The sequence below is a fragment of the Enterococcus sp. AZ141 genome, from assembly GCF_051714385.1.
GTDB classification, from domain to species: Bacteria; Bacillota; Bacilli; order Lactobacillales; family Enterococcaceae; genus Enterococcus_D; species Enterococcus_D entomosocium.
Genome location: NZ_JBIORT010000001.1, coordinates 1573689 through 1587335 on the forward strand (window position 1 = coordinate 1573689; position 13647 = coordinate 1587335).

The 13647-nt window shown below is 43.6% G+C and carries 10 protein-coding genes; 6 read left to right on the forward strand and 4 right to left on the reverse strand.

Going from position 1 to position 13647, the window contains the following annotated elements; translation table 11 throughout:
• Nucleotides 1-142: 142 nt before the first annotated feature.
• Nucleotides 143-643, forward strand: coding sequence for a GNAT family N-acetyltransferase (locus IGI89_RS07415; RefSeq protein WP_005233764.1), 501 nt, complete (start codon nucleotides 143-145; stop codon nucleotides 641-643).
• Between the two features lie 238 nt (nucleotides 644-881).
• Here the strand turns inward: IGI89_RS07415 and IGI89_RS07420 are convergent, their stop codons facing one another.
• From IGI89_RS07420 to IGI89_RS07435, 4 genes are read right to left on the reverse strand one after another with little or no spacing between them, the layout of a single operon-like run.
• Entirely contained in the window at nucleotides 882-2186 is a 1305-nt protein-coding gene (locus IGI89_RS07420) for an alpha-L-fucosidase (RefSeq protein ID WP_438735484.1), read from the reverse strand.
• Between the two features lie 25 nt (nucleotides 2187-2211).
• Nucleotides 2212-2709 (reverse strand): hypothetical protein, encoded by a 498-nt coding sequence (locus tag IGI89_RS07425; RefSeq protein ID WP_016612906.1) that lies wholly within the window; start codon nucleotides 2707-2709, stop codon nucleotides 2212-2214.
• An 18-nt stretch (nucleotides 2710-2727) separates the two neighbouring features.
• The gene (locus IGI89_RS07430) at nucleotides 2728-4599 is read right to left on the reverse strand and encodes a beta-N-acetylhexosaminidase (protein WP_438735485.1); all 1872 of its coding nucleotides are present in this window, start codon (nucleotides 4597-4599) and stop codon (nucleotides 2728-2730) included.
• A gap of 15 nt (nucleotides 4600-4614) precedes the next feature.
• Complete coding sequence (locus IGI89_RS07435; RefSeq protein ID WP_438735486.1) at nucleotides 4615-5244, reverse strand: YesL family protein; 630 nt, start codon at nucleotides 5242-5244, stop codon at nucleotides 4615-4617.
• A gap of 296 nt (nucleotides 5245-5540) precedes the next feature.
• On the opposite strand from IGI89_RS07435, the gene IGI89_RS07440 reads away from it, so the two are divergent.
• From IGI89_RS07440 to IGI89_RS07460, 5 genes are all read left to right on the forward strand, one after another.
• Nucleotides 5541-6899 (forward strand): alpha-L-fucosidase, encoded by a 1359-nt coding sequence (locus IGI89_RS07440; protein WP_429968106.1) that lies wholly within the window; start codon nucleotides 5541-5543, stop codon nucleotides 6897-6899.
• Nucleotides 6900-6954: 55 nt separating this feature from the next.
• Nucleotides 6955-7908, forward strand: coding sequence for an ABC transporter permease (locus IGI89_RS07445; protein ID WP_008379472.1), 954 nt, complete (start codon nucleotides 6955-6957; stop codon nucleotides 7906-7908).
• Between the two features lie 15 nt (nucleotides 7909-7923).
• Nucleotides 7924-8838, forward strand: coding sequence for a carbohydrate ABC transporter permease (locus IGI89_RS07450; protein WP_008379474.1), 915 nt, complete (start codon nucleotides 7924-7926; stop codon nucleotides 8836-8838).
• Between the two features lie 21 nt (nucleotides 8839-8859).
• Nucleotides 8860-10512 (forward strand): extracellular solute-binding protein, encoded by a 1653-nt coding sequence (locus IGI89_RS07455; RefSeq protein ID WP_061053315.1) that lies wholly within the window; start codon nucleotides 8860-8862, stop codon nucleotides 10510-10512.
• Between the two features lie 84 nt (nucleotides 10513-10596).
• Complete coding sequence (locus IGI89_RS07460) at nucleotides 10597-13647, forward strand: alpha-mannosidase (RefSeq protein ID WP_438735487.1); 3051 nt, start codon at nucleotides 10597-10599, stop codon at nucleotides 13645-13647.

Genomic DNA, 13647 nt, shown 5'->3' on the forward strand with positions numbered 1-13647 from the left:
GGAATTGGGTGAAAGGGCACATCGCTGACAATCCCTGTTGTTTTCTTTATGATGAATAAGTTTAGCGACAAGTGAAACAAAAGCCAATAGTATTTTGATAAAATGAACGTAACTCCGAGTGAGGGGAGAAATGGAGCAATAAGTGATCATAGACATTCAACCGTTGAAGAAAAAAGATATCCTTGAAATGGATCAAATGTTTTTAAAGCAAGGGTGGCCTTCTCGCCAGCAGCTCTTGATGGAGTATTTAAACGAGCAAGAAGCGGGGGAGAGATACATTTTGCTTGCCAAAATAAACAACAAAACTGCCGGGTATTTGACATTGGTCCCTCTAGCAAAGCACGGACCATTTAAAGGCTTGTACCCAGAAATTGTGGATTTTAATGTTTTTGAATCTTATCAAAAACAAGGGGTAGGCAGTCAGCTTTTAAAAGCAGCCGAAGAAAAGGCACGAGAAATAGCTGCCGTGGTGACATTAGGGGTAGGTTTACACAATGGTTATGGATCGGCCCAGAGACTGTATGTAAAACAAGGCTATATTCCAGATGGATCTGGTGTTTGGTTCAATAATCAGAATTGTGCGATGAATGTGCCTTGTTGTAACAATGACGATCTTGTTCTTTATTTGTCTAAGGAACTTTGACCCTCCCGTGGTAAGTACCTTTAAAAAAGGATTAACCCCGCAGCTTGTTTGCATGTTCTCATCACCTGTTCAACAAGCTAGCTCGCTACTTTCGTATAAGCGAATTTGGGGAGTTTTTGAAAAAATAGCCATAAAAAATGACTAGAAACGATCAGTTTCTAGTCATTTTTTTGTAAAGAAAGTAAGGACAATGTTTTTGTATCAATAAAATATTCATTTAGGACAGTGCAATAGGCGCTTATATTTCTTTTAAAGTGATTTCGACCACTGGTACCAACACATCTGGGGGGCAGACGGGTAAGCTGAGAACAAGGTCCTCTTTGTTGATGATGGCTTCCGCTGACGTGAGAACTTCCTCGGGATCAAATCCTCGATAAAACAACTCGGAGCCATCATGTAAGAAACGGATATGCTTCACGCATCCTGCAAGTCCCGGAAGATGCAAGGATTTGTAGGGGTAGGAGAAGAGGTGCAAGTAAAGTTTATTCCCGTTTTGGGTGTAACGACTGTCAATAGGCGGTTGAAAAGTGCTGGCACCACAGCCGATAATCGCTTGCTGATGATAATGCATCCATGAACCGATGGCTTCTAAATGGCCGCGAGTTGGTAAGTTGATTTCTCCACGGGCATTCGGGCCGATATTTAAGAGAAAGTTCCCATCTTTTGCTACTGTGTCAATCAGCATTTTGGTCATCATTTCACTGGATTTCCAGTGCTGAGCATCACGATCATAGCCCCACGTTTCGTACATCGTTTGGCACGCTTCCCATATTAAAGGCAATCCATTCGCTTCTAATGGTTTGTCTGGTTGGAATTGCTCAGGGGTGGTAATCCCGCGGCCCAAATCCAAACGGTCATTCAGTAACATCTCCGGCTGTAGACTTCGGCAAATTTCTTCGATCCGCTTACTATCCCAATCGGCGGCACCCTTGCCTTTTGACCAGCCCCAATCTCGATGGCTATAAGGAAAATCAAACCACATATAATCGATGGTTCCATAATTGGTCAATAGTTCGGTGACTTGACCAGCCAAAAAATCTTGGTAACGGCGCATGTCCCGCTGGTCATTGGTTTGACGGGCTTGAATAGACTCTCGTTGCGGATGCAGGCCGTCGAGCGTGAAATCTGGATGATACCAATCGATCAGCGAATGATACAGTCCGACCTTAATGCCTACCTTGCGAAATGCCGGCAGCAGTTCTGCTAAGAGGTCTCGCTTGAATGGGGTGTTGGTTACTTTGTAGTCGCTGAGCGCGGTGTCCCAAAGGGCAAAGCCTTCATGATGTTTCGTTGTGAAGACCATGTATTGAAAACCGGCCTTCTTTGCGGTTTGAGCCCATTCCTCCGCGTTGAAAAGATCAGGATCAAACTGAGAAAAATAGTTCTCGCGATAGGTGGTGGGTCCAATTTTTTCTGTCGTCATAAACCATTCGTGTCGAGCGCCAATACTGAATAGGCCGAAATGGATGAATAAGCCAAACCGATCATGGAGGAACCAGTTTGGATCAGGGTAGTTGGCAGGCCAATTCTTATACGTTCTCATTAAAAATCACTCCTTTTTCACTCACTTAAAGAAATTCTGTATTCGTCATGACTGTTTCTTGAATTTTCCAGCCATCTGCTTCCTTAACGAAAGTATGGTAAGCCTCTGTGATGTGATCACGGTAGGAAGAATCTTTTGGGCTGATCGTTTTCTGCTGCGCCGCGACCAGCATGGATCCTGTCTCTTGTTTAACGACTTCAAAAGAAAGCAGCGTGTGCTGCAGCTGTTCTTCTGCAAAAAAATCAGCCAATTCTTGGCTCGTCTCTGCTCGCGCCGCTGCCACGAGCGTGGCGGCATAAGCTGTCGCATCTTGGTCAGAGGCTGCTTGTAAATTTTCTTTCAGCACTGCCAAACAAGCCTCCGCCGCTGCTTGATTTGTAATATTACCTGTCATCTCCAGTTTTTCTGAAGGTTGGGCATGAACTGGAGCAGAAGAATCGGTTGTTAGAAAATAGAGAAAGAATAGGCTAACAACAGCCAGCAAACTCACGATGATGGTTCGGCGCAGCAAGGATGTTTTCATAATTTCTCACTCCTTCTTTTAAACATCAGAAATTTTCCCCGCACTATAGATTCCATGAAATAAATTGCGACCCACAGAAGTGTTGCCGCTGAAAGGGGTCACCATTGGTAAGGACGGTTGAGTCAATTCTTCCAAAGTATCGAGCTCCCCGTCCAAGAAGGCAGTAAGCCGCCAGAGTGTCGTGTCACAGCGCATCAGCAGGGCCCCATAGCGCAGATCGATACTCTCAAAACCGAAAGGTCGATTCCAGTCAAACCAGACTTGACGATGGGCTTCATAAAGGGATTGCAAGGCGGATTTATAGACACTGAGCTCATCGACTGCTTGGCACAGTCCGGTGCGATCCTTGCTTTGATACGCACGGGTGATTTGGTGGGAAATGTTGGCCTTTTTAGCCAAAACGACTGCCATCTGTTGATAAAAGGCAAACATCGTTTGTGTGTCCCGTGTTGCTTTCACAGCGGCTAACTCTTGAGCCAATGTTTGATAGTGGGATGCTAAAGAAAGATCAGTTAAATTTTCTTGATACAAGCCATACAGCAAGTCTTGGTAGAGCAACAGCTTGCTGGGGTTTTCTCCGTGAGGATTGTTTTCTGGTACACCTGCAGTTTGATCAAAGCGATCAAGCAGTAAAAAATCTTTGGCTATTGATTGGTGAAAGAGCTGAAATTTTTTAGTTAAATTCTCTAACGAAAGGTCGTTTCCAAACTGCGCTTCACTGAAATATTGCAAACCTAATAGCGCAGCAATCAGCGGTGTTTCGGCTCCGTCGTCGCCCCAAAGTGTGGCATAAACTTCCTGAACATCGTTTTCTTTGGCGGCTTGCAAGGCATGACGCATGGTGGCGAAACTCTTGCCATAGTTCGGCGCCAAACCGTTCCAAGTCCAGATACCTCCAGCAAAGGCGATCGGCTGTTTTAATTCCCGATGTTTCGCAAACATTCGCTGATAAGAGGCATGATCATGGTGGTAATAATCCCAGTAAACCATTTTGACAGCAGGAAGGTCAGCAAACAATTCTGTGGGAAAACACACGTCTGGATCGTAATAATCACCAGTAGGTGCACCGATCCTAAAAAACATATCGCTCCACATCATCGGCTTAAAACCCACTTTTTGACAAAGCGCAGCTACCCGCTGCAGATGTTCGGCCATAATCGAGAAACGGTCTTTTAAACCGTGCAATACCAAATATCTTCCTTTCCCCAATTGGTGTGCTTCATCCATGCCAATGTGTAGCTGATCCGTCGTAAAACACGAACGGATCGAACAGATCGCTGCTTCCAAAAAGGTATATGTTTCTTCTTCTCCCACCAGTAAAATATCTTCCGTGTCCCGAATGTTTTTAGCAAATCCCCATTTTAAGGGATTCGTTAAGTGTGCCAATGTTTGAATCGCCGGAATCAAAGTTACACCTATAGATTGCGCGTAGCTATCAAGCTTCTTTAACTCACCTTGTGTATAACGGCCTCGTAAATGACCAAAATAAGGATACTCTGGAATTTCATAAGTGTCTTCCATATAAAGCGTGAGACGATTAAGCCCCATCTTGCTTGTCAATAGAATAAAGCGTTGCAGTTTTTCAACGGTCATTACTGCATTGCGGGACAGATCGATCATTGGTCCAATTGCTTCAAAATGCGGCTGTTCTTCTAAGACATAGACTGGGCGGTCTTCATGCACCCATAAAGTTAATGCCCGAAATAAATGGGCCTTTTCTTGATAGTAAATGATTGTTGCTAGCGGACCGTGGCAAATTTTCAGAGAACCGGGCCGTTGAATCAGCTGTAATGGATGCCCTTGCGGTGATTCTCGCAACGCTAGTTCCGGTAGTATGTGACTAAAAAAATCATCAAGATTTTCATTACTTTGGATAAAAATGTCTTTCATTACGAACGTCCCTTCTTAAGTTTCTTTTATCAGCAATGATTCTGAACGTTGGATCGCTTGAAAAGAGAACCAACTATTTGGAAAAAGGAAAAAAGGAACAAAGCCGATGACTAATAAAATCGGTAAAAAAGTCAAAATGATTGTAGTTACTAAGATTCCCAAAATCATCGCAATCGTTTGGGGAATACTGATAACCATCAGTATTACTGCTTGCTTAAAATAGTGAAGAAGGGGCAAGTCATAACGCAAATACACTGGCAGCAGATACAAGCTGATCAAAAGGGCACTGATAAACAACAGCAGCAAAAAAAAGTGAATCAAGCTATTTTGGATAAAGGTACTAGAGATGCGCAATTCTAGCCATAAGAAAAGCAGCAAACCCGCTTGCATGGCTCCTAATTGATTGGCGCGACGGAAATTTTTTTTCACGACAGTTCTGAACCAAGGCTTCAAAGCCGCTGGGCGTTCCTTTTTTTGGAAACTGTTGAAAAAAGCTTGGATAATCGTAGTGGTGGCAGGGAAAATGCCTAAAAATATCCCATATCGAAATACCCAATAAAACCAAAGAAACTGCAATTTTAGGCAATGGAGGAGCCATTCACCGACTTGATAGGAAACATGATAAAGACCATTGGATTGTTTCATAAAATCCTCACTTTCTTACGGATAACCATTTTGTATCCGCTTTAATTGTTGTCCTTATCGTACCATTGATCCATGGATAATGGGCATGGATGAAAAAATCACACATCCCATACAGGAAAAACACAGCAAATATATTTGATCCGCTTTATTTCTCCTAACGCTTTTATGGAAGGAAGCTTTTTTCGTTACAAATTTTACAAACGCTCTTGCTTGGTTTAACACAGTAAAAAAAGTTACATATTGTTAGATGGACTTTTTTTCGCTTACATTTAGAACAAAGAAAGGAGTGCAAATGCATGACAAAAATTCGCGGTGATATTGAAGAAGCCAAGGAGAGAGAGCAAGCAGCGTGGGTCCCAGAAACAGAAATGCTCAAGCAGCGTCTGGAATGGTTTCAAGACTTGAAATTCGGAGTGATCTTCCATTATGGGCTGTATGCCGAAGCGGGGATCGTTGAATCATGGCAATTATCTGAAAAAGATGAATGGGCTAGAGAAAACCAGCCCTATCGAGAAACTATCGAAGCACTGCGTTTGGATTATTGGCAGTTGATTAATCAATTTGAGCCGAAGAAGCTGGATACCCGTAAATGGGCCAAGATCTGTAAGAAGGCGGGATTTAAGTACTGTTTATTCACAACAAAGCATCATGATGGGTTTTCGATGTTCAACACAATGGAGTCAGAGTTTAAAATCGGCGGGAAATTAAGTCCCTTTAAACGCGACATTTTACAAGAAGTGTTTACGGCGTTTCAAGAAGCAGGGATTGCAACAGGAGCCTACTATTCTAAAGCTGACTGGTATTCTCCTTTTTACTGGTTGGATGATGATACCGTCAAAGGCCGTCATGCCAGCTATGACACCCACCTTCACCCAGAAATCTGGGCGCGCTATGTGTCATTTGTGCATCGTCAGATTGTAGAGATTACTTCCAATTACGGAAAAGTCGATTTTCTTTGGCTAGATGCCGGTTGGTGCGGGCAAGGAAAAGAAGACCTACAAATGGATCGTTTAGCTGAGATTGCACGTGAGAAACAGCCGGAATTGATCATCGTTGATCGAATGATGGGTGGCCGTCATGAAAACTATGTGACACCAGAACGCAAAATTCCTGCATTAGCAGAAATTCCTAAAAAAGTTTGGGAAAGCAATATCCCGATTGGGAATGATTGGGGATATGTGCCAAATGATACCTTCAAGAGCAGCCAAGAACTGCTGGAAACCTTGATTGAGGTAGTCAGCAAAGGGGGAAATTTGATTTTAGGTGTCGGCCCAACACCTGATGGCGAATTTACATTCGAAGAGACCCAACGCTTAGAAGAAATCGGCAATTGGTTGGCGCTATATGGTGAAGGCATCTATGAAACGCGGGCGAAACCAATAGCTTGGCCAAATGAATGGCATTTGACCTATCAAAAAGAGGGCAAGGCTCATTTTGCATTTCGCAGTATCGCTGCAGGCGCTTGCGAACAGATTCCTTTAACAGAGATCGGCGCAACTGAAGAAGACGAGCTAATTGATCTAGCCACTAAAAAAGCGTTACCAGTCTATAAAAACGCTACCGAACCGTACCTCTTATGGTCGGATATCAGTCAGCCGAACGTTGGGGCAGTTGGGATTCGCGTTTCGACACATAGGGAAAAAAATACACATTGATTTGAAAGCGAATACAATTCATGATAAGGCTAACACCAAGCAAGGAGGAGGAAGAATGGAAACAGCGCCAATCAGACAAACCGTTTCAGTACCTAAAACAAAGAAACAAGATATAAAAATGAAGATCAAGAAAAATCGGCAATTGTACTTGTTTGTGTTGCCAGCATTTTTGATTATTTTGATTTTCTCTTATGGACCGATGTATGGAATCATTATTGCATTCAAGGATTATATGCCTTCATTAGGGATTTTGGGCAGTCCTTGGGTTGGATTTAAACATTTTCAACGTTTCTTCGATTCCTATTATTTTTGGGAACTCATCAAAAATACTTTAGGAATCAGTATCTATTCGTTGGTTGTCGGTTTTCCGCTGCCGATCATCCTGGCATTGGCTTTGAATGAGATCAAAGACGGCCCGTTTAAAAAGATTACCCAAACAGTCACTTATGCCCCAAACTTTATTGCTGTGGTGGTCATGGTTGGTATGGTCATTGCTTTCTTATCTCCCTCAACAGGGATCATCAATCACCTATTAGAATTTTTGGGTTTCGAGCGGATCAGCTTTATGACCAATCCTCGTTGGTTTAAAACGATTTATGTCCTGTCCGGAGTTTGGCAAGGAACGGGATGGGGGTCTGTGATTTATCTGGCAGCTCTATCTGGAGTCGATACGCAACTGCACGAAGCGGCAACGATCGATGGCGCTTCTCGTCTGCAACGCGTTTGGTATATCAATATTCCAACGATCATGCCCACGATGGTGATCTTATTGATCATGAGCTTCGGCAGCTTGATGTCAGTTGGGTTTGAAAAAATCATCTTGATGCAGAATCCTTTGAATATGCAATCCTCGAATGTGATTGCGACCTTTGTTTACCAGCAAGGGCTGTTAGATGCGCAGTACAGTTTTGCTGCGGCAGTCGGCCTATTTAACTCATTGATCAATTCAGTTTTGTTGATCGTAGTCAATCATATTGCCAAACGTTTAAGCAATTCTAGTCTATTGTAGGAGGGAGGATCAAAAGTGAAAACAACTTCTTTAATAAAAGATACCCGTGCTGATAAAATCTTTTTGATCTTTGTTTATGTGTTTTTAGCAATTTCATTGCTGATCGTTTTATATCCGCTGATCTATATCGTCAGCGCTTCGATCTCAAATCCGCATCTGGTAAACTCAGGTGAAATGTGGCTTTTACCAAAAGGAATCACCTTCGAAGGCTATCGAACATTATTGGGCAACAGCAGTATCTGGCGTGGCTATTTGAACACGATCTACTATACAGTGTTAGGAACATCGATCAATCTCTTGGTAACCTTGCCTTGTGCCTATGCGTTATCGCGAGAAGATTTTTATGGGCGACGGGCCTTCACCAATTTTATGCTGGTTACCATGTTCCTGTCTGGTGGCTTGATTCCCAGCTATTTGCTGATTCGCAGCTTAGGTATGCTGAATACCGTTTGGGCACTGGTGATTCCAGGGGCCGTCTCGGTTTACAATGTGGTTGTCACACGAACGTTTTTTCAATCCACAATTCCGCGAGAGATGGAAGAAGCAGCGATTGTGGATGGTTGTTCCGATTTTCGTCTATTCATGCAGATCGTTTTACCATTATCAACGCCGATCATTGCGGTAATGGCTTTGTTCTATGGCGTCGGACATTGGAACAGCTTCTTTAACGCATTGATCTATCTTTCTGATCGATCGATGTACCCGCTGCAGATGATTTTAAGAGAAATTTTGATTCTTCAAGATATGTCTTCAAATACCGTCAGCAATGTGACTTCAGAAATGGCGAATATGCTATACAGCAAACAGCAACTCGCTCAAGTCATCAAGTACGGTGTCATGATCGTTTCTTCGTTACCGGTAATCATCGTCTATCCGTTCTTACAAAAGTATTTTGTCAAGGGCATGATGGTCGGTTCAATTAAAGGATAAAAAAATCAAAGGAGGAAGAAAATGGGATTAAAAAAGAAACTTTTAGGAATGGCGGGTGTCGCTTTATGCAGTACCCTCGTCTTGGGTGCCTGCGGCAATTCTTCAGATGAGGGAACTGGAGAAAAAAAAGAGGTTGCTATCAATCATGACAGCCAATTTCCAATCATCAAAGAAGGCGAAGAGCTGACCTTGAATATCATGGCACCAGGTGTGGGAATGGCCGAGTGGGAAGACATGCCGACGCTACAGGATTACCAAGAAAAAACCGGTATCAAACTGACTTATACGACACCGCCATCGGCTGACTTTAGTACGAAACTGAACTTAGCCTTTGCTTCCGGCGACTTGCCGGATATCGTTTACGGTGCTGGTTCGCAAGCACTGACGGCTTCGATGGAGATCGATTACGGTTCACAAGGGATTTTACTTCCCTTAGAGGAGTATATCACGCCAGAAATCATGCCAAATCTTTATGCACTGACGCAAGAAGATCCTTCTATTTTAAAATCGATCACCACGCCAGATGGGCACATTTACTCCTTACCAATGATCTCTCGGAATGCGACTTCAATCTGGTGGCAAGGCCCGATGTGGTACAACGGCACGTGGCTAGATAATTTAGGCGTATCAGAACTGCCGAAAACCACAGAGGAACTGCAAGAATTGTTGACGCGTTTCAAAGACGAAGATCCTAACGGAAATGGTCAAGCAGACGAGATTCCATTGACGGATGTCGATATGAACTCGACACGTGTTTGGTTGATGGCCGCCTTTGGCTTACGGACTCGCGGGATTCAAGTGGACGATGATGTGGTCTCCTACACACCGACATCAGAAAACTACAAAGCATTCTTGGAATACATGAATACACTGTACGATGAAGGCTTGCTGGATAAAGAAGTTTATGGACAGTCCGATGAGCAGAAAAAAGCGAAGGGTGAAAACAATCAACTAGGGCTTTTTGCCGACTATTTCAGCTTCTTTACTACTGGTCGCAGTGAGGCAGAGGCGATGAACGATCCGATGTTCCAACCGTTGACCTCTGAATGGGCACCAGAAGCCAAGATTCCTGGCAGTCCACGAATCTCTCGGGGAACTTTTGCATTGACCAATGTCAATCCTTCCCCAGAAGCTTCCATGCGTTGGGTGGATTACTTCTATTCGGAAGAAGGCACAAAATATATTGAACAAGGGCCAGAAGGTGTTCTTTGGGAGTACCAAGAAAATGCGGATGGCGAAAAAGTCCGGGTTTATGTGGATGGCATTGATACAGACAACACGGAAGACGAACGCGGCAAAATCACGCCGGCGTATGGATTGACTACACCAAACATTGTCATTGATACAACAGGTGAATACCATATCCGCAAAACGGCTGATGAAGAACCAGATACTCGTTTTAGTGATTGGGTTGCACAAGAAACGGCAGAAAAGATGGAAGACATCGCTGAAGTACCATTCCCGCTACTGTATTTAACGATTGAAGAAAATGACAAAGTAGCAGCCACTGCCACTGATTTGACAACTTATGTAGAACAAATGGAAGCGAAGTTTATCACAGGTGTCGAGCCATTAGACAATTGGGACGATTATGTGAAAACGATCGAAGCAATGGGCATTGACGAATATGTCGAAGTCTATCAAACGGCCTATGACCGCTGGAAAGCAAACTAATATCATACGATAAGGGAAACGGGTCGAGACAATCAATCTCCACCCGTTTTTTTTCAAAAAATAGATAGAGGAGTCAAAAGAAAAATGAGAGTTATGCAGCCTTACGAGTTTGAACGCATCCGAAAAATTTTCTACAAATTAAAACAGTACCGTGTACGCTATCAACAGCCAATAGACCCGCTTTTTTTAAAACAAGAGGATTGGGTACCGTATGAACAAGGGAGTTATTTCGGAGAAAAAAACACCTATTATCAGTTGAAAGGCAGCTTTCAAGTTCCCGCTGACTGGGTAGGGAATCCTTGTGTCGTCTTACAAGTCTATTCAAGTCTCTCAGAGTGGGACAACACCACCAATCCCCAAATCAAAATTTATTTGGACGATACCTATGTCCAAGCTATCGATGTCAATCATCGAGAGGTCACTTTGGCTGAAGGATATCAACAAAAAGCAGTCAAACTGAAGATTGATCTGTTCTCGGGCCGTTCCGATAAACCATTCCCACTGCATATCAACTTATTGGCATTGGATCCTGTCGTCAATGAACTCTGGTTTGATTTTTATACGCTGTTTGATAGTTGGCGTGCCATTCGTGCGTTTGGCGGTGACGAAGCATTTTATCAACAAGTTCTTGGTCAAGTCGCCAATGTCTTGGATTTTCGTACGCCCTACTCAGCGGCATTCTATGAAAGTCTCGCAAAAGCCAAGCAACTGCTTGCGTCATGTTACTTACCAGCGCATACACCAAAACAAAAAGTGACGGCTGTCGGCCATACCCACATCGATCTGGCGTGGCTTTGGACGGCACAGCAAGCAATTGAAAAAGGTGAGCGCAGTTTCCAGACGGTCTTGAAATTGATGGAGGAGTATCCAGATTACACGTTTTTTCAAAGCCAACCACAACTGTATCTCTCCATGAAAACACATTATCCTGAACTTTACGCTGCAATCAAAGAAAAAGTTCGAGAAGGAAGATGGGAAGTTGACGGGGCGATGTGGGTGGAAGCCGATTGCAATTTGACTTCAGGGGAATCGCTGGTTCGTCAGATCCTTTATGGCAAACGGTTTATGAAAGAGGAATTTCAAGTCGATAGCCGCATCTTATGGCTACCGGATGTCTTTGGTTATTCAGCCGCCTTGCCGCAAATTTTACGCAAAACAAATACGCCCTACTTTATGACGACGAAGCTGTCATGGAACCAGTTCAATCAAATTCCTTATGATTCCTTCTATTGGCAAGGAATTGATGGCAGCCGCGTTTTGACGCATTTTATTACCACCATCAGTGAAGGATACAGTCCAAGAGATTATTATACGACGTATAATGGATTGCTAGATCCTTACACGATCAAAGGCAGTTTTGAACGTTATCAGCAAAAAGATCAGCACGACGAAATTTTGATTGCCTATGGGTACGGTGACGGTGGCGGAGGCCCAACGAAAGAGATGCTAGAAGTCCAGAAACGGCTGCAAAAGACACTGCCAGATATGCCGACGATTACTGGCAATCATGTGGGGGGCTTTTTTGATCGACTGGCAGATTCTTTTAAGGAAAAACCTGGCCCGGTCTGGTACGGCGAATTGTACTTTGAATACCATCGTGGAACACTGACTTCGATTGGCAAAAACAAGAAGGCCAATCGCCAAGGAGAATTTTTCTTACAGACGATTGAAAAACTTTATAGTATTTGTGCAATCAATCGTTATCCGCAAGCTGAATTAGAACAACTTTGGAAACAGCTGCTATTTAATCAATTCCATGACATTCTGCCGGGAAGCTCGATCAAAGAAGTTTATGATCAGACGGATCAAGAATATCAACAGCTCTTTGATAAAGGCTGCAAGCTGATCGAAGCTTTGATTCCAGCGGCGCAAGCAGCCGAAGCTACGTCATGGCATGTCTTTAATCCGCTGGGACAAGAGCGGACGGGTCTGGTCTATTTAGACGATCAGACAGGGATCAAAGAAGCTTACCTGATTCAGCGGACCCATGATGACCGGCTCTTAGTCAAAATTCTCGCCATGGCTGGATTGAGTAGCAAAAAATTGACCCCTGTCTCAGCTGTGCCTCAATCAAAGCAAGTGGCAATGCGGCTGGAGGAATCGTTTGAAACGGTTGATTTTAAAGTGATTTTTGACGAACACTTTGACATCATCTCTTTATTTGACAAACGGCAGCAGCGAGAGATCGTGCCAAAAGGAGAGCGGTTGAATCAGTTAGTGGCTTACGAAGATCTGCCAATGGATTATGATGCGTGGGACATTGATATTTATTACCAGAAGAAGCCTTATCCTGTGAAGCAAGTTCTCTCAGCTGAGGTTGTTGAGCAAGGGGAGATTCGCGATACCTTGAAGATCAAACGTCAGTTTGAAGATTCTTTTATTACGCAATGGCTGCATTTTTACCATGGCACGGGAAGAATCGATTTTGAAACAGCGGTTGATTGGCACCAGCATCAACTGCTGTTAAAGGCATTGATGCCGATTGATGTTAACACATTGGAAGCAACGTTTGATATTCAATTCGGGCAGGTAAAACGGCCTGTGCATCAAAACACGACATGGGACCAAGCGCGTTTTGAGAGCTGTGGACAAAAATGGGTAGATCTCTCAGAAGGGAATTATGGGGTTAGTATTTTGACGGATTCGAAATATGGGTTCAATACGGATTATCAAAAAATCGGGCTTTCTTTGATTAAATCGCCGATTGATCCGTATCCTGAAGCGGATCAAGGCCTTCATGAGTTTACCTATTCCTTGTACGCCCACGAAGGAACTTGGCAAGACGCGCAAACGATGGAAGAAGCTTTGGCATTGAATGTTCCCGTTCTAACCGTTCCAAGTGTGCCACAACTATCAGCAGAAGCTTTTCTAGCAGTCGATCAAAAGAATGTCTTGCTGGATACGGTGAAAAAAGCCGAAGATGAAGAGGCACTGATCGTGCGGTTGTATGAATATCACAATCAAACCACCGCCTGTCAATTGCGTTGCCAAAAAAGAATCAAAAAAGCATTTTTAACGAATCTTTTGGAAGACAGCGTCGCTGAACTGCCGGTCGAGCCGCTGGATGCCCAAAGCATCACAATCCATTTCCAGCCTTTTGAGATCCAGACCATCATGCTTTATTTAGAAGACTAA

Coding starts and splice junctions, on each gene's coding strand:
- IGI89_RS07460 (WP_438735487.1), top strand. CDS start 10,597: ATGAGAGTTATGCAGCCTTACGAGTTTGAACGCATCCGAAAAATTTTC.
- IGI89_RS07455 (WP_061053315.1), top strand. CDS start 8,860: ATGGGATTAAAAAAGAAACTTTTAGGAATGGCGGGTGTCGCTTTATGC.
- IGI89_RS07440 (WP_429968106.1), top strand. CDS start 5,541: ATGACAAAAATTCGCGGTGATATTGAAGAAGCCAAGGAGAGAGAGCAA.
- IGI89_RS07430 (WP_438735485.1), bottom strand. CDS start 4,599: ATGAAAGACATTTTTATCCAAAGTAATGAAAATCTTGATGATTTTTTT.
- IGI89_RS07425 (WP_016612906.1), bottom strand. CDS start 2,709: ATGAAAACATCCTTGCTGCGCCGAACCATCATCGTGAGTTTGCTGGCT.
- IGI89_RS07420 (WP_438735484.1), bottom strand. CDS start 2,186: ATGAGAACGTATAAGAATTGGCCTGCCAACTACCCTGATCCAAACTGG.
- IGI89_RS07445 (WP_008379472.1), top strand. CDS start 6,955: ATGGAAACAGCGCCAATCAGACAAACCGTTTCAGTACCTAAAACAAAG.
- IGI89_RS07435 (WP_438735486.1), bottom strand. CDS start 5,244: ATGAAACAATCCAATGGTCTTTATCATGTTTCCTATCAAGTCGGTGAA.